Genomic DNA, 15,812 nt, shown 5'->3' on the forward strand with positions numbered 1-15,812 from the left:
TTGGATTGATTTTTAACACTCCGATTCATGTGGAGACAAACATAGGCAGAAACGAGGTTGTCACAGTGGAATACGTGTATAAAATGTTGAACCTCTATACCTCGGAGGTTATTCTCGGGTGCGTGGGGATTCAAGTAGGTTTGCTGCTCTTATGGATAACAGCCCAAATTCGGCTCGGGCGGCAAAAAAGAGCGATCTGTAGCCTAACGGAAAAGTTGGGAGACGGTGATCGGCTAAAGTCTCTGCTGGAATCGGAGGAAGTTGACGGGGAGAAGCTGATTACTTATCTCCGGGGTTTAAATGAAAACCTGGAACAATTGAAAGGGCGAATTGGACTGGTGCGTTACAACGCCATGGGGGAACGGGCTACGGAGATGAGCTTTTCCCTCGCGATCCTCGACGAAGGAAAGGATGGGGTGGTAATCAGCAGTCTCTTTAGCAACCAGGGGCAGTCCTACATATACGCCAAACCTGTGGCAAAAGGAGAGTCTTCCTACCGATTGTCCAAAGAGGAGGAAAAAGCGATCGATCAAGCATTGAAACCGACAGTGGAACCCGAAGAAGAACCCGCCCAGGTATGATTCTACCGTTTACAATCCGTTGTTAGCAGGGATCTTTTGAAAATGGGATTTCACCCGAACCGGCTCTCTATGGGGAGCCGGTTTTCTGTGTTCGATGCCCCCTCGAGTCGAACATGACATTTTAGAATCATTTTCTGTAAACAGGAAAAAGCCGGCTCCCTGTATCAGAGAACCGACTGAAGGGCTATGGATGGGGTGAGGGCCAACGGACAAAAGGGTAAAGCGGGTTTTCTACTCAAGGACCGGTGCCTTTGGAGCTTCGCTAAGTGGGAGTCATAGCATGACCGGAGAGTGAAAAAATCCTCGGCACGACTTGTACTCTATGTACAAATAGGACTTCATCGGAACTCAGCCCTCTTTTCAAGGAACCTACGAGCCTTGCTTTACTGCACAGGCGTGTGCCGCTCTAGCAAGGGCGGAGGAGATGATGGTCGCCATTTTCATGACAATGCTAAGCCGGGTGTTTTGGAGAACGAAATATTCCATAAATCCGGAGACATTCACAATGCCGGTGATATGGATTTGGCCTACTTCCGGAAGTTGTTTGTTGACACCGGCTCCAGGCTTCAGAGGTCCGGTTCCCACCTGGATCCAGCCGACACTGGAGAGTTGGCCTAGACAGGCGTCGACAGCAATCACCCGGGGGTTCTTCAACTCTTTCTGCATCTTGAGCAGGGTATTGCGGAGGTTGACGGCATGTACGGGCTCGTCCAAGGTTCCATAAATCCTCAAATGGGAGTGAGCGTCCTGTTCCAATTGAGATCCGACTAGAGGCCCCAGGGAATCCCCCGTCGATCGATCTGTTCCGATACAAATTACAGCCAGTTCACGGGTCGTCGGAAAAAGATGAATCGCTTGGGATAACCAATCGGCACATTGGTGTTCAGCACTGGGATGGGTAAACTTAACCCTTGGCGGTGTGGAAAAAAGGGCACCCGAGGGGGGAATCGGCTCGTGCATGGCAGTCGACCTCCGAAAGGAAATAAGATCCTTACCAGTATACGGAAACGAACGAAGAAATATACATGTAGGGACAACCCGGACAAGGGGGATCGATATGCGGTTCAACCTGTGGCAGTCCGTCAAGATCAGTATGACGATCGTCGGAACGACAATTGGGGCCGGCTTCGCCTCCGGCCGGGAAATCTGGGAGTTCTTCGGTTCTTATGGAGAAGGGAGTAATGGAAGCATACTGTTGGCGATGCTGCTTTTTTTCGCTGCCAGTGTGGTGATTTTACTAATCAGTTGGGAAAAGAAGACGAGCCATTATTCCGAAGTCCTCGATGTGGTGATCGGGCCCAAGCTAGCGAAAATTTTTGATGTGCTGGTACTCTTCTTCCTCCTGACCAGCACCCTGGTCATGGTGGCGGGGAGCGGGGCCACCTTCCAGCAATGGAGCGGCTCCTTCCAGGCGGGAGTCCTGGCTATGGTGGTGGCCGTAATGTTGATCCTCTTTTTTGACATCAAAGGGTTGATGTCAATGAATGTGATCTTGATTCCGGTGATGACCTCTGTCCTGCTATTTGTCTGTTTCCACTTTCTCCAGATCAGTGGCTGGACGGCCTCTTGGTCGGAACCGGAGGTTTCCCCCTTGCCTGTATGGCCTTCTGCTGTGACCTATGCCGCGTTTAATATCCTGTCTTTATTGGCTGTACTGTCCACGATGGGCGGACAGATCCGCCATGCAGCCGAAATCTGGGTGGCTGGAGGAATCAGCTCCCTCTGTCTGGGCCTGGTAGCTTACATGTATAATTATTCACTTCTGCGAGTGAAGGATCTCATTTCTCAGTATGAGATTCCTCTCTTCGCACTGGTGCGGGACTATTCACCGGTCTGGATATTTGCTATCTCCATGATTTTATGGATGGCGATCTATACCACGGCTGCCAGTAACATTCACGGGCTCGCTTTTCGCTTGTCTGATCGGTTTCGTCTTCCTCGTTGGGCGGTTGGTGGAGCCGTGATGATCTTGCTTATTCCTCTAACGAAATGGGGATTCGCTACATTGGTGACGGTTCTTTACCCCCTATATGGCGTGTTGAACCTGTTTATCTTGACCATGCTACTTCTTTATCCTTTTTCCTCTAGGGGGGAGAAGGCTCGGTGACGGGAGGGTTCTCATCTTTTTCCCGCGGGAGTGGTTTTTCATATAATATATAGGTAGGCCAGGTGGAGAGAGGGAGGTGACGCAGGGTGTTTGTTGTACTGGTGAAACGATTGATCAGAGTCGTTCTTCGCTTTTACCACCATAGGGAGATAACGGGATTAAACCGTATCCCGAAAACGGGCCCTTTTTTGCTGGTGGGTAATCATGTCAGTATTCTTGATCCCTTTTATATCGGATCGGTCATTCCGCGGGATATCCGTTACATGGCGAAGGAGGAATCCTTTTCCCATCCGTTGCTCCGCCGCTTCCTGCGCGGGGTTGGAGCTTTCCCGGTCAATCGTGAGAAACCTTCTATCCGTTCCATCAAAATTGCCTTGGGCCACCTGGATAAAGGAAAAGTGATCGGCATATTTCCAGGAGGGACCCGCCGGGAGAAGATGGCGATGGAGGAAGTGAAACAGGGCGCTGCCTATCTTTCCCTGAAAACGGGTGCTCCGGTTTTACCGGTTTATATCGATGGGACGGCAGAAGCCCTTCCTCCCGGCACGAGATGGCCCCGTCCCTCTCGGGTTCGGATACGGATCGGGGAGTTGATCACGCCAGAAGGAAAGGGCAAAGAAAGGCAGAAACAACTCAGTATGAAGATCCTCGACACCCTGAGTAAGCTGTCACATAGTGGTTCGTGCGGGGAACGGATCGGTTGAAATCCCCATTTCAACTTTCTATAATGGGAAGGTACAGCGAGGCAGGTGAATGCTCATGGACCGGAAACCCTTTCAACTGGGGGATATCGTCGAGATGAAAAAGGCTCATCCATGCGGTACCAACGCCTGGAAGGTGATCCGCATGGGAATGGATATTCGGATGAAATGTACGGGATGCGGCCACAGTGTCCTGTTGCCACGATCCCGGTTTGAAAAGCGGATGAAGAAAGTGCTGGTGCAAGCGGATCCTTCCGCTACGGAATAAGGCACCGTGGCTGGCACGAGCGTTGAGCACCGCCTGACGGTGCTTTTATTTTTGTCTGAAGCAAGCAGTTCAGTGACAACACGCATGGGTTCCATTATAATGGGTGGGCATTTTTTCCTATGGGAATTCCGTGGCACCATCACTTGAAGAGGAGATGAATGTTATGGCACTTACGACCGGTATCGTCGGCTTGCCCAACGTCGGTAAGTCGACTCTGTTTAATGCGATCACTCGGGCTGGAGCTGAATCGGCCAACTATCCTTTCTGTACGATCGACCCCAACGTCGGGGTCGTGGATGTCCAGGATCAGCGGTTGGACGAGCTAGCGGAGATGGTGAATCCTCAACGAGTCATACCCACCTCCTTTCAATTTACCGATATCGCTGGTCTCGTGAAAGGAGCTAGCAAGGGAGAAGGGTTGGGCAACCAATTTCTGGCCCATATCCGGGAAGTGGACGCGATCATCCATGTCGTTCGCTGCTTTGAAGATGAGAACATCACCCATGTCTCCGGGCAGGTGGATCCTCTGAGCGACATGGAGACGATCAATCTAGAATTGGTACTGGCGGACTTGGAGACGGTAGAGCGCCGCTTGGAGCGGATTACCCGCCAAAAGAAAAGCGGAGACGCTCAGGCGATAAAGGAGCATACCCTTCTCAGCCGCTTGCAGGAAGTCCTGGCTGAAGGGAGGCCAGCCCGTTCTTTAGACTTGGACGAAGATGAACGGAGGATGATCGATCGCTCTCTCAATCTGCTTACCTTAAAAAAGATGCTGTATGCTGCCAATGTCTCCGAGGATGACGTCGCTGATACGGATGATAACCCTCATGTGAAAGCACTGAAACGGCAAGCAGCAAGTGAGGGAGCCGAGGTCGTAACGATCAGCGCCCAGTTGGAGGCTGAGATCGTTGAGTTGGAAGGAGAAGAGCGGCAACAATTTTTGGAAGACCTTGGCTTGTCATCTTCGGGGCTTGACCGTTTAGTTGAGGCTGCCTACCGTCTGTTGGGTTTGATTACCTACTTTACAGCCGGGGAAAAGGAAGTGCGTGCCTGGACGATTCGGGAAGGAACCCGTGCCCCCCAGGCGGCCGGCGTAATCCACTCCGATTTCGAGCGGGGATTCATTCGGGCAGAAGTTGTCGGCTACAACGATCTGATGGAGGCGGGATCCATGGCTGTAGCCCGGGAGAAAGGACTTCTTCGTTCCGAAGGAAAAGACTATGTGGTCAAGGATGGGGACGTCGTTCACTTCCGGTTTAACGTTTAAAACGCGGAGCGACAAATCTTGTCAACGGGCAGCAATTCTGATAGAATATATTATCGTGGATATAGCCGCTTTGAGGCTCTGCAACTTTTGCGGATTGCCTCGGAATATTCACTCCTTGCCCCTTTGTTCAGGGGCCGCTTAGTCCAAAAGGAGGTGGAAATGAATGCACAAGTATGAGCTGATGTACATCACGCGCCCTGATCTGGACGACGAGAATTTGAACGCCGTTCGTGAAAAGATCCAGGGGACAGTCACGCAGAATAACGGTGAGATCGTGGAACAGGAGCACTTCGGCAAACGCCGTCTCGCTTACCTGATCGACGACGTCCGTGAAGGCGTGTACACCGTCGTCACGTTTTCCGGTAGCAACGATACGGTAAACGAGCTGGATCGCCAGATCAAGCTGAATGACAATGTGGTTCGTCACATGGTCATCAACGTTGACGATAAAAAATAAGGGCATGGAAGGTCTGATCCGTCTAAGGGAAAGGATCACTGATTAGAGGGCTCTTGCCCCAAAGGAGGGGTTGCCCTCTTCCAGGACCACTGATTTAGAGGGCTCCCGCCCCAAAGGAAAGGTTGCCCTCTTCCAGGACCACTGATTAGAGGGCTCTCGCCCAAAGGAGGGGTTGCCCTCTTCCAGGACTACTGATTTGGGCTTTCGCCCAAAGGAGGGGTTGCCCATGTTGAATCGGGTCGTATTGATCGGCCGTCTGACGAGGGATCCGGAACTTAGGTATACGCCCGGCGGGGTGGCTGTGACTAGTTTCAACCTCGCGGTCAACCGCCGTTTTACCAATCAGCAGGGAGAAAAGGAAGCGGATTTCATTGATATCGTCGCCTGGCGCCAGCTGGCGGAGACGGTGGCCAACTATATGAAGAAGGGGCGGTTGGTGGCTGTCGAAGGACGCCTTCAGATCCGCAGCTTCGAAAACCAGGAAGGTCGCCGCATCAAGGTGGCAGAAGTGGTCGCCGAAAACGTTCAGTTTTTGGAGTCACGGTCACAGGCCGCTTCCGGATCTGGGGCCGATTACAGCCAGAGTCAAGGCAAAAACGATGGCTTTAACGCTGGTCGCAGTCCCTCCACCGATCCTTTCGCGGATGACGGAAAGCCGATCGACATCTCCGATGACGACCTGCCCTTTTGATACGGATGAACATTTCAGGTCGAGAGGAGGGATTTCGGATGGCACGCCGCCGTGGAAATAAGCGCCGTAAAGTGTGTTTCTTTACGGTGAACAAGATTCAGTACATCGATTATAAAGACGTGGATTTGCTGCGCAAATTCATCAGCGAACGGGGTAAAATTTTGCCCCGCCGCGTGACCGGTACTTCTTCCAAGTATCAGCGGCAGTTGACCCGGGCGATTAAACGGGCCCGGCAAATGGCTTTGTTGCCGTACACCACGGACTGAAGACAGGATAAGAAGGGGCGTGTAGGTACGCCCCTTCTTTTTTGCATCGGCTCATAGGGATGGGAACCCGGAAAAGGAGGAATCTGGCTTTCCCGTGTTGAACATACTTCCCCATAGCCTGATCAAAGGAGTGCGGAGCCTATGAGCCGGCCGGAGCGAAATGTACACATTGCCAAAAGTGTTAAAGTGATTGAATGGTTGAAGACTGAGCTTCTGGACCAGATCGCCAATTTATATAAAGGGTTACACCAGGCCAACCAGTCATTGATTTCCGACAGCCTGGCCAGCCTGGTAATCGTGGTATACGTATTGGCCCGCCGAGTGGGAATTTCCTATCGGGAAGTAGACCAGACCGTTTCCCGGAAGTTGAGGGAACACACGAGAGAACGTCATCAACTGGAAGACTGGTATGGTGATCTTTCTCAGTTGGAAGAATATATTAGTAAGAGGTGACTGGCGTTTGTCCCGATTCTCCGACCTTCGAGATGGGCTGATCACGTTTGGTCTGTTTGCCCTTCTCATCTTAACGCTACTGACCCCCTTGTCACTCCTGACATGCTGGTTTCTCCCCCTACCCTTCCTCCTTCATACGGCTCGGCGGGGCGGGCGGTCTATCCTGTTCCCCATCATTGCTTGCGGGATCTTTATCCTTCTGGCGGCTGCTCACCCTTTCTTTATCAGCTTGTATATCTTTTCCGCCGTCACAGGGGCGGTGATGGGTCTCATTTATCGAAGAACTGCATCTACGGGGACGGATGTCGTGTTAGGAGGTCTCCTGACCTCATGGATCTGCCTCCTCCTCCTGGTAACGGTGACGGCTCTTTTTACGGATTTTTTTGGGCAGCTTCAGTCGATATGGCATGAGCAGTGGAAGGAGACACAACGGCTGGCGGAGTCGATTGGGGCTGCTGGCGACCTTCCCTCCCAAAATTCGGTGGCCCGAGTGTTGCCGGGAATGTTGATTCTGTTCCTTTTGCCTTTTCCTCTTCTCAACTTTGCGCTAGGTCGGCGAATTCTCATCCGGCAGGGATTCCCCGGGAAATACCTGCCCCCTTTTCGGGATTGGCGACTACCGAGGCCCTTTTTTTATTTTTACTTTCTGTCCCTGTTGGGTTTTCTCTTTTTAAATAACGGGGAGACGGATTCTATAGGTCTCGTTTTCAGCAATGCAACGGCTCTTTTATATATCCTTTTCCTATTCCAGGGATGGGCCTTTACCGCTTTTTTGCTTCATCAAAACAAGCGGAGTGGGAAATGGATGATTTTGGTAGTTTCTCTTTCCTTCATTCCATTGATCACGCTTCTCCTTCATCTGGTGGGGATCCTGGATACCGGGACGAAACTGCGGAAGCGTTTGAAGGGCAAGAGGTAATGGAATATCGCTATGAAATCAAATTCGGCTGGGGTAAAATAGTTACCAAAGAGCGGATAAATGGAACTCACACGGTCCTGGGATGAGGGGATGTCATCATGCCGAACTTTATCACGAAGCGCTGGCACGGCTTCCATATGGTTTTTGTCATGTGTTTCAGCCTGGTTCTCATCGCGCTTCTTGCTATCTATAATTGGCAATATGGGATCTTCGGCCTGGCCGTTTTTTTCGTTTTGGGCTATCTCCTTTACCAAGCGGAACGGGATTTTCGCCGGGATTTCGTCGATTATGTACAAACCCTCTCCCAGCGGGTCAAAGGAGCCAACCAAACCGCCGTTGATCGGATGCCAGTGGGAATCCTCTTGTACAACCGGAAAAATCAGGTAGAATGGCATAACCTTTATGTGCGGGAAATGACGGAGCGGGATGGTCTCATCGGTCAGCCCCTTGGAGAAATCTTCCCGATCCTGATGGGAAAAGAACCGATCCCGGAACGGATGCGGATTGGAGAAAGCACCTATGAGGTGATTCACTATCCGGATGAGCGCCTCTACTTTTTCCGGGACGTTTCCAGGTTGGAAGAACTGAAGAGCCGCTACGATAAGGAACGGAGTGTCATCGGATTCCTCCATATGGACAATTTTGAAGAAGCGGGAGCCGGCCTCGGAGAGCAGGAGCGGACGCTTCTCCTAACCAATGTGACCGCTGCCATCACTCGTTGGGCTCAGGAGCATGATATCAGTCTGCGAAAGTTTGACTCGGAGAAGTTTTTCATGGTCTTTCAGCAGGAATCCTTGGATCGATTGATCAACGATCGATTTGATATTCTGGACGTCGTTCGGGATATGACGCGCCAGAACAAAATTCCGATCACCCTTTCCATCGGAGTGGCGGCGGCTGATTCATCAATGGTGGAACAGACCCACGCCGCTGAGGCCGCATTGGACATCGCCCTCGCCCGTGGAGGGGACCAGGCCGCCGTTCAGGACGGAGAGCGGGTTGTCTTTTTCGGCGGCAAGACCAATGCGGTTGAGAAGCGGACGCGGGTGCGGGCTCGGGTCATCTCTTATGCCCTGGCTAATCTGATCAAGGACAGTGATCGGGTACTGATCATGGGCCACGAACGGCCGGATATGGATGCTCTGGGGGCGGCGATCGGGGTGTTGAAGGCCGTCCGTATGGCAGATCGGGCGGGCTATATCGTACTGGATGAGGCCAATCCTTCCATTGAAGGACTGATGGAGGCCATCGAAGAGGATGAGTCCTTGGAAGACGCTTTGATCCAATCGGAACGGGCGATACAACTCGTTGATCCTTCCACCCTATTGATCCTAGTGGATACGCATAAGCCTTCTCTTACCATTGAGCCGAAGCTGGTGGAGAAAGCCTCTCGGGTGGTGGTGATTGATCACCATCGACGGGGAGAGGAATTTGTTCGGGATCCGGTGCTGGTCTATCTGGAACCTTACGCCTCTTCTACCAGCGAACTGGTAACAGAACTCCTCCAATACCAGGATGAACGGATGACGATGGACACATTGGAAGCGACTGCGCTCCTTGCCGGTATCGTGGTAGATACCAAGAGTTTCGCTTTCCGCTCCGGGTCTCGCACCTTTGAGGCGGCTTCCTTTCTCCGTCGTCACGGAGCGGATCTTGCGATGGTCCAGTCCCTCTTGAAAGAGGATCTGAACCGATTCGTCAAAAGGGCTGAGATTGTCAAAAATACGGAAGTGGTATACGATAAAATAGCGATCGCTGTCGGGGAAGAGGACGAAGAGTACGACCAATTGGTCATTGCCCAGGCAGCGGACACCCTGCTCAACATGAAAGGGGTGAGTGCTTCTTTCGTCATCGGGATGAGGAACGATGGAAAGGCATCGATCAGCGCCCGTTCTCTAGGCGATATCAATGTCCAACTGGTGATGGAAGAGCTGGGTGGAGGTGGTCACCTAACCAACGCCGCCGCCCAATTTGAAGAGCTCACCCCGATGGAGGCCCGAGAGCAGCTCATCCAAGTGTTGGAGCAGACATTCGAGGAAGGGGGAGACACCGGATGAAAGTGATCTTTCAAAAAGATGTCAAAGGACAGGGCAAAATGGGAGAAGTGAAGGAAGTATCGGAAGGATACGCCCGTAATTTTCTCCTCCCCCGAAAACTAGCCGTTGAAGCTTCTTCAGGAAATCTGAACGCTTTAAAGGAGCAGAAGCGGCGGGAAGAGGAACGGAAGAATGAAGAGCTGGCTGAAGCGAAGGAGCTGGCGAGAAAACTGGAAAATCTGGATGTCATGCTGCGGACCAAAGCGGGGGACGGAGGCCGGCTGTTTGGCTCCATCACTTCCAAGCAGATTGGGCAACACCTCAAGCAGCAGCATGGGATCCAGGTTGACAAAAAGAAGATCCAGTTAAACGACCCGATTCGCACCCTCGGTGTTACCAAGGTTCCTGTCAAACTCCACCCGAAGGTGACCGCTACTCTATCTGTCCAGGTTCTGGAAGGGGAATGACGGGCAGTCGGGGCGCTCCACGGGGAGTGGGGCGCTTTTTTGATGTTGTCTTTTCGCGGGAGGTTGATGGAAGATGAGCGAGCTGTTTGCAGATCGCATGCCCCCCCATAATCAAGATGCTGAACAGGCGGTACTGGGGGCGATCCTGATCGAGCCGTCGGTGCTGATTACCGTCACGGAACGTCTGCAGGCCGAGGATTTTTACCGCCAGGCTCACCAGCGCTTGTTTCAGGTGATCATCGACCTGTCGGAGCAGGGAGAACCGGTGGATTTGGTGACTCTTACCTCGGAGCTGTCCGACCGAAAGCTCCTTGATGAAGTGGGTGGGGTCTCTTATCTGACGGAGCTGGCCCAGGCTGTCCCCACTGCCGCCAATGTAGATTACTATTGCCGTATTGTGGAGGAAAAAGCGATCCTACGGCGTTTGATCCGTACGGCGACGGAGATCGCTACCTCGGGCTATACCGGCGGGGACGAGGTAGCGTCCGTTATCGACACGGCGGAAAAGAAGATTCTGGAGATTTCCCAGCGCCGGATACGTCGGGACGGCTTCATTCCGATCCGGGATGTGTTGATGGATACCTTCGAGCGGATTGAAAACCTCCATTATAATCAGGGGAAATTGACGGGGGTTCCCTCAGGGTACGCCGATTTAGATCGGATGACTTCCGGATTCCAGAAGTCGGATTTGATCATCCTCGCAGCCCGGCCAGCGATGGGGAAAACCGCATTTGCCCTCAATGTGGCCCAGAATGTCGCCGTCCGGGCCGGTAAGCCTGTCGCCATCTTCAACCTGGAAATGTCCGCGCCCCAATTGGTGCAGCGGATGCTGGCCGCGGAAGGAAACATCGACGCCCAGGCTTTCCGCACGGGACAGCTTGGAGAGGAAGAATGGGAAAAGATGGCGATGGCGATCAGTACGCTTTCCGAGTCCCCGATCTTCATCGATGACACCCCGGGGATCAATGTCTTTGATATCCGGGCGAAACTTCGTCGACTTCAGGCGGAACACGGACTCGGTCTGGTCTTAATCGATTATCTCCAGCTGATTGAGGGCCGGGGCCGGGACAGCCGCCAACAGGAGATTTCCGAGATCTCCCGCTCCCTGAAGCTTTTGGCTCGGGAGCTGGATTGCCCTGTCATTGCTCTCTCTCAGCTCTCTCGTGCTGTCGAACAACGGCAGGACAAGCGACCGATGCTCTCTGACCTTCGGGAATCCGGGTCTATTGAGCAGGACGCCGATATCGTTTCTTTCCTCTATCGGGATGATTATTACAATGAGGATTCGGAGAAGAAAAACATTATCGAAGTAATCCTGGCTAAACACCGGAATGGGCCTGTCGGTAAAGTGGAGCTTCTCTTCCTCAAGAACTACAACAAATTCCTTAGCCTTGATCTTCGTCACGGGCATGGGGCAGGGGGTTGATTCCTCCCAGAGAGAACCGGTAACGGTTCTTTTTTTGGTGGATCGACAGGCATACCGCACAGGAGTTCATGGCACTGGGGATGGGGAAGACTATAAGAGGTGGATGGGGAAATTTCTCGCTTGAAGGAAATCTGGAGAGGATGTGGAGTTCTAAAAACGAATAATAAATCCATACAACCCATATATTGTTCGTATTTTCCGTTGACACTGCCTTGGTTTCTCTGTACACTGGAGAAGGATTGATAGTAAAGGAACGGAAAATCAGAGTGAAACCCGCCGTGAAGGAGGAACTTAACCCATGTCTACGGTGGTCATTGTCGGCACCCAATGGGGTGACGAAGGAAAAGGGAAAATCACGGACTTTCTCGCAGAAAAAGCGGAGGTCGTCTCCCGCTACCAAGGGGGAAACAATGCCGGACACACGATTGTTTTCGGCGGCAAACGTTACAAATTGCACCTGATCCCGTCGGGAATTTTTTACCCGGAGAAGATCTGTGTATTGGGTAACGGGATGGTGCTCCATCCCCAGGCGCTGGTGGAAGAGCTGGCTTACCTGAGGAGTCATGGAGTCTCCACTCAGAACTTACGCATTTCCGACCGATCTCACGTGATCATGCCATACCATATCAAGCTGGATAAAGCGGAGGAATCCCGTAAAGGAACCGGCAAGATCGGAACCACCGGTAAAGGAATCGGCCCGGCCTATATGGACAAGGCTGCTCGCACGGGGATTCGTATCTCCGACTTGTTGGATCGGGACCTCTTCGCAGAAAAGTTGCAACAAAATCTGAAAGAAAAGAACCGTGTGTTGGAGAAGTTGTATGAGACGGAAGGGTTTACTTTCGAGGAAATTTATGAGCCCTATTTGGCGGCGGCGGAACAGATTCGCCCCTATGTGACTGACACATCGGTTGTGTTGAACGACGCTATTGACCAGGGGCGTCGCGTCCTTTTTGAAGGGGCGCAAGGGGTGATGCTCGACATCGATCAGGGAACGTATCCCTTCGTCACCTCTTCCAATCCAGTGGCCGGCGGTGTCTGCATCGGCTCTGGTGTCGGACCGACCAAGATTAACCAGGTAGTTGGTGTAGCTAAAGCCTACACGACCCGTGTCGGTGACGGTCCCTTTCCAACGGAGTTAAAGGATGAAATAGGGAATCAGATCCGGGAAGTGGGACGAGAATATGGAACCACTACGGGCCGCCCACGCCGTGTCGGTTGGTTTGACAGTGTCGTTGTCCGCCATGCCCGTCGGGTGAGCGGGATCACGGGCCTTTCCCTCAACTCTCTTGACGTGCTGACTGGCCTCGAAACCGTCAAAATTTGCACGGCATACCGTTACCGTGGTCGTGTCCTAGAAAATTACCCGGCTAGTCTAGACATCTTGAGCGAATGCGAACCAGTCTTTGAGGAGTTGCCGGGGTGGAACGAGGATATCACCGAGGCTCGGTCCTTGAGTGACCTTCCTTTATCAGCCCAGCATTATGTAGAGCGTGTCACCCAGCTGACCGGGATTCCGCTTACCATTTTCTCTGTGGGTCCCGCTCGAGAGCAGACGATCCAGGTTCGCCCGGCTTACGCATGAACCGTTAAAAAAGACGGCAGGACACGTGTCCCGCCGTCTTTTTTTATGTGGTGGACTTACTTATGATAGGTCTCTCCACGGTTGATCTTGAAGGATCGGTATAGCTGTTCCAGTAGGATCAGTCGCATCAGCTGGTGAGGGAAGGTCATCTTCGAGAAAGAGAGGGTAAAGTCAGCCCGTTGTAATACTTCCCGGGAAAGGCCGTAGGAACCGCCGATGAGGAAGGCCACTTTGCTGCGTCCATAGGTGGCCAACTGATCCAAGTGGTTGGCCAACGTTTCCGAGGAAAGGGCAAGCCCATTAATTGCAAGGGCGATTGCGTAGGTATCTGGGGAAAGGAGGCGGAGGATTCTCTCCCCCTCTTTGGCTACGATTTGCTCGATCTCTGCGTCGGATAGAGGATCCTGACCCTTTTCTTCTGCGATTTCCTGTACCTCCACTTTAGCGTAGGGGGTGAGGCGCTGAATATATTCTTCTACCCCCATGCGAAGGTATTTTTCCTTGAGTTTACCAACGGTCAGCAACTGGATTCGCATCGATTTCCTCCCATCCCTTATCTAATGCTCTACGGTCAGCCGGTAAGCGGGGCGACCGCCGCACCATCTGCAAACAGCTTTCCCTTCAGCTTCTTCCTCGGAAAAGGGAAAGAGGTCCGGGGCAAGCCCTTCTTCGTCCACCAGTTGATCGAGAACGACTTCAATATGATTTTCACAGGCATACCATGCCTGTCGGGTTTGTTCGTCCATTGTTCTCCTCCATGGAAGGGTGTCTTTCAGTTTAGCATGAATTTCGGCGTGGTGCATCGTCCTAAACGAATGAAAAAGCCGCCCCGCTACCGGCGGGACGGAATGGTACCCTATGGACTTACGGTTCTTGGCCGAGTTTGATCGTGGTTGTCCGTTTTTTACCGTCACGGTAGTAGGTTACTTTCATCGTGTCCCCGATCTTTTTCTTTTTCCACAGGTAGGAGCGGAGTTCGGATCCGTTTTTGATGTCCTTCCCGTCCAGTTGGGTGATCACGTCCAGCCGATCCAGGTCCGATTTGGCAGCACCGCTGCCTGGTGTCACATCGAGGACGACAACTCCGCGGTTAACGGAATCCGGCAGGTTGAGCTGGGAGCTCCGGGCGGATTCGGAGACGGTGTCCAGATCTCGCAGCTGGATGCCGAGGAAGGGACGCTTCACTTCGCCGTAACGGATCAGGTCGTTGATGATCGGCTTGGCGTCGTTTACTGGGATGGCGAATCCAAGGCCTTCGACACCCTGTTCGGCGATCTTCAGACTATTGATCCCGATCACCTGTCCGGCAGCGTTAACCAATGCGCCGCCAGAGTTCCCCGGGTTGATGGCAGCATCGGTTTGGATAACATCCATGGCCATGGTTTCGGAAACGGCAATCTGCCGGTGGGGGGAGCTGATCACCCCGGAGGTGACTGACTGGGAGAATTCAAGGCCGAGGGGGTTCCCGATGGCGATAGCTGGCTCCCCAGCTTTGATGTTATCCGAGTTACCAAATTCAGCGACGGCCTTTACATATTTGTCGGACATTTCAAGAACAGCCAGGTCAGTCGGCGAGTCTTTGCCCAGTACTTTGGCCTTAACCTGCTTCCCTTCATTATCCTGGCCTGGAATCACAACACTGACTTCATCGGCACCGGCGACAACGTGATTGTTGGTAACCACAAGCGCTTTTCCGTTCCGTTTTTCAAAGATGACACCGGAACCGGTTCCCTGTTCTACGGTTTGTTGGTTAAAAGGATCGCCGGATTCTTTAAGGTTGACGACGCCGACAACGGCGGGCCGTGCTTTTTGAACCGCTTTGGTAATGTTGCTGTCTACGTTGACACTGACGGATTCTTCCGGCCCTTCTCCTTCGGAAATAGTAGGGCCTTGGCCCGTAAAGTACTGCTGGGGGAGGATTTCGGAACGGACCAGCACAGGTGACAACATCAATACCAGCATTCCGCCGATAATGGCTGAGATCAATCCCGTTAAAAACAGAGAAAAACCACGGCGGGTTGGGTCCGAGTTTTTGTAATATCCCACGGCAATCATGCCTCCTCAAACAATCATGAAAACTGGGAGAATCCTTGAGGTTATGGACAAAGTGGTGTCAGGGACGATTGCTCTGCCTGAATCAGCCCCCATTTCCTGTGACAAAAATACGTTGTCAGTTATCAGCTGTCTTAATCCTCTTCATTATTTGATGGGTGTGTATATATTATACTTCTTCCTTTACCACGTCTGAAAGGTGATTCCCATTTGTTCAAAAAAGTGTCCCAATCTTCCGTCGTTAGGTTTGGATATGGCGTTGCAGGTCCAAACTGAGGGAGAAGGGAGTGAGACGAATGAACTCGAACAGACGGCCGAAGGGCGGGAAAAACCCAGATCCAGGTCAGGAAGTGAATTGGGGAGCGCAGTTGGCTGACCTGAAAGAGTCGGGATACCAGACGGACTTGCTGTTGACTGCTCTTGTACAGGTTCTGATCGATAAAAAGATCCTTTCCGGCGGGGAACTGGAAGAAATGATGAAGGAGCTGGACCGAAGCTTATCCCCCGTCGAATGGAATGGTTGATCATCGTTCGTC

19 protein-coding genes are annotated in these 15,812 nt (G+C 52.4%); 15 read left to right on the forward strand and 4 right to left on the reverse strand.

Going from position 1 to position 15,812, the window contains the following annotated elements:
• Nucleotides 1-65: 65 nt before the first annotated feature.
• Nucleotides 66-581 (forward strand): DUF4446 family protein, encoded by a 516-nt coding sequence (locus ACFOUO_RS10500; protein WP_380704966.1) that lies wholly within the window; start codon nt 66-68, stop codon nt 579-581.
• A gap of 369 nt (nt 582-950) precedes the next feature.
• On the opposite strand, the gene yyaC is transcribed toward ACFOUO_RS10500, so the two are convergent.
• The gene (gene yyaC, locus ACFOUO_RS10505) at nt 951-1,541 is read right to left on the reverse strand and encodes a spore protease YyaC (RefSeq protein ID WP_380704968.1); all 591 of its coding nucleotides are present in this window, start codon (nt 1,539-1,541) and stop codon (nt 951-953) included.
• 97 nt (nt 1,542-1,638) lie between these two features.
• On the opposite strand from yyaC, the gene ACFOUO_RS10510 reads away from it, so the two are divergent.
• The 13 genes from ACFOUO_RS10510 to ACFOUO_RS10570 all read left to right on the forward strand — a co-directional run bounded on the left by ACFOUO_RS10510 (nt 1,639) and on the right by ACFOUO_RS10570 (nt 13,224).
• Complete coding sequence (locus ACFOUO_RS10510) at nt 1,639-2,688, forward strand: YkvI family membrane protein (protein ID WP_380704970.1); 1,050 nt, start codon at nt 1,639-1,641, stop codon at nt 2,686-2,688.
• 86 nt (nt 2,689-2,774) lie between these two features.
• On the forward strand, nt 2,775-3,392 hold the full coding sequence (locus ACFOUO_RS10515) for a lysophospholipid acyltransferase family protein (RefSeq protein ID WP_380704972.1): 618 nt from the start codon (nt 2,775-2,777) through the stop codon (nt 3,390-3,392).
• 55 nt (nt 3,393-3,447) lie between these two features.
• Nucleotides 3,448-3,657 (forward strand): DUF951 domain-containing protein, encoded by a 210-nt coding sequence (locus ACFOUO_RS10520; RefSeq protein WP_380704974.1) that lies wholly within the window; start codon nt 3,448-3,450, stop codon nt 3,655-3,657.
• A 163-nt stretch (nt 3,658-3,820) separates the two neighbouring features.
• Entirely contained in the window at nt 3,821-4,924 is a 1,104-nt protein-coding gene (gene ychF, locus ACFOUO_RS10525; protein ID WP_380704977.1) for a redox-regulated ATPase YchF, read from the forward strand.
• A gap of 163 nt (nt 4,925-5,087) precedes the next feature.
• Complete coding sequence (gene rpsF, locus ACFOUO_RS10530) at nt 5,088-5,381, forward strand: 30S ribosomal protein S6 (RefSeq protein ID WP_380704979.1); 294 nt, start codon at nt 5,088-5,090, stop codon at nt 5,379-5,381.
• 226 nt (nt 5,382-5,607) lie between these two features.
• Nucleotides 5,608-6,072: a single-stranded DNA-binding protein gene (gene ssb / locus ACFOUO_RS10535; protein WP_380704981.1), complete on the forward strand. Its 465-nt coding sequence runs from the start codon at nt 5,608-5,610 to the stop codon at nt 6,070-6,072.
• Nucleotides 6,073-6,110: 38 nt separating this feature from the next.
• On the forward strand, nt 6,111-6,338 hold the full coding sequence (gene rpsR / locus ACFOUO_RS10540) for a 30S ribosomal protein S18 (RefSeq protein ID WP_380704983.1): 228 nt from the start codon (nt 6,111-6,113) through the stop codon (nt 6,336-6,338).
• 141 nt (nt 6,339-6,479) lie between these two features.
• Nucleotides 6,480-6,791: a MazG-like family protein gene (locus tag ACFOUO_RS10545; protein WP_380704985.1), complete on the forward strand. Its 312-nt coding sequence runs from the start codon at nt 6,480-6,482 to the stop codon at nt 6,789-6,791.
• Nucleotides 6,792-6,798: 7 nt separating this feature from the next.
• Complete coding sequence (locus ACFOUO_RS10550) at nt 6,799-7,710, forward strand: DUF2232 domain-containing protein (RefSeq protein WP_380704987.1); 912 nt, start codon at nt 6,799-6,801, stop codon at nt 7,708-7,710.
• Between the two features lie 98 nt (nt 7,711-7,808).
• Nucleotides 7,809-9,767 carry a DHH family phosphoesterase gene (locus tag ACFOUO_RS10555; RefSeq protein WP_380704989.1) on the forward strand — a complete coding sequence of 653 codons (1,959 nt, stop codon included), beginning with the start codon at nt 7,809-7,811 and terminating at the stop codon, nt 9,765-9,767.
• Nucleotides 9,764-10,213, forward strand: a complete 450-nt coding sequence (rplI, locus tag ACFOUO_RS10560) for a 50S ribosomal protein L9 (RefSeq protein WP_380704991.1) — start codon at nt 9,764-9,766, stop codon at nt 10,211-10,213. The genes ACFOUO_RS10555 and rplI overlap by 4 nt, the downstream gene beginning before the upstream one ends.
• A gap of 73 nt (nt 10,214-10,286) precedes the next feature.
• Complete coding sequence (gene dnaB / locus ACFOUO_RS10565) at nt 10,287-11,639, forward strand: replicative DNA helicase (protein ID WP_380704993.1); 1,353 nt, start codon at nt 10,287-10,289, stop codon at nt 11,637-11,639.
• Between the two features lie 298 nt (nt 11,640-11,937).
• A complete protein-coding gene (locus ACFOUO_RS10570) occupies nt 11,938-13,224 on the forward strand; it encodes an adenylosuccinate synthase (RefSeq protein WP_380704995.1) in 1,287 nt (428 codons plus the stop codon).
• 56 nt (nt 13,225-13,280) lie between these two features.
• On the opposite strand, the gene rlmH is transcribed toward ACFOUO_RS10570, so the two are convergent.
• From rlmH to ACFOUO_RS10585, 3 genes are all read right to left on the reverse strand, one after another.
• On the reverse strand, nt 13,281-13,760 hold the full coding sequence (gene rlmH, locus ACFOUO_RS10575) for a 23S rRNA (pseudouridine(1915)-N(3))-methyltransferase RlmH (RefSeq protein ID WP_380704997.1): 480 nt from the start codon (nt 13,758-13,760) through the stop codon (nt 13,281-13,283).
• Nucleotides 13,761-13,781: 21 nt separating this feature from the next.
• The gene (locus ACFOUO_RS10580) at nt 13,782-13,970 is read right to left on the reverse strand and encodes a CxxH/CxxC protein (RefSeq protein WP_380704999.1); all 189 of its coding nucleotides are present in this window, start codon (nt 13,968-13,970) and stop codon (nt 13,782-13,784) included.
• Nucleotides 13,971-14,088: 118 nt separating this feature from the next.
• Entirely contained in the window at nt 14,089-15,270 is a 1,182-nt protein-coding gene (locus tag ACFOUO_RS10585) for a S1C family serine protease (protein ID WP_380705001.1), read from the reverse strand.
• Between the two features lie 302 nt (nt 15,271-15,572).
• Here ACFOUO_RS10585 and ACFOUO_RS10590 point away from each other — a divergent pair, with 302 nt between their 5' ends.
• Nucleotides 15,573-15,800: a hypothetical protein gene (locus ACFOUO_RS10590; RefSeq protein ID WP_380705003.1), complete on the forward strand. Its 228-nt coding sequence runs from the start codon at nt 15,573-15,575 to the stop codon at nt 15,798-15,800.
• Nucleotides 15,801-15,812 lie beyond the last annotated feature (12 nt).

The organism is Salinithrix halophila (assembly GCF_042650125.1).
Taxonomy (GTDB): Bacteria; Bacillota; Bacilli; order Thermoactinomycetales; family DSM-45169; genus Salinithrix; species Salinithrix halophila.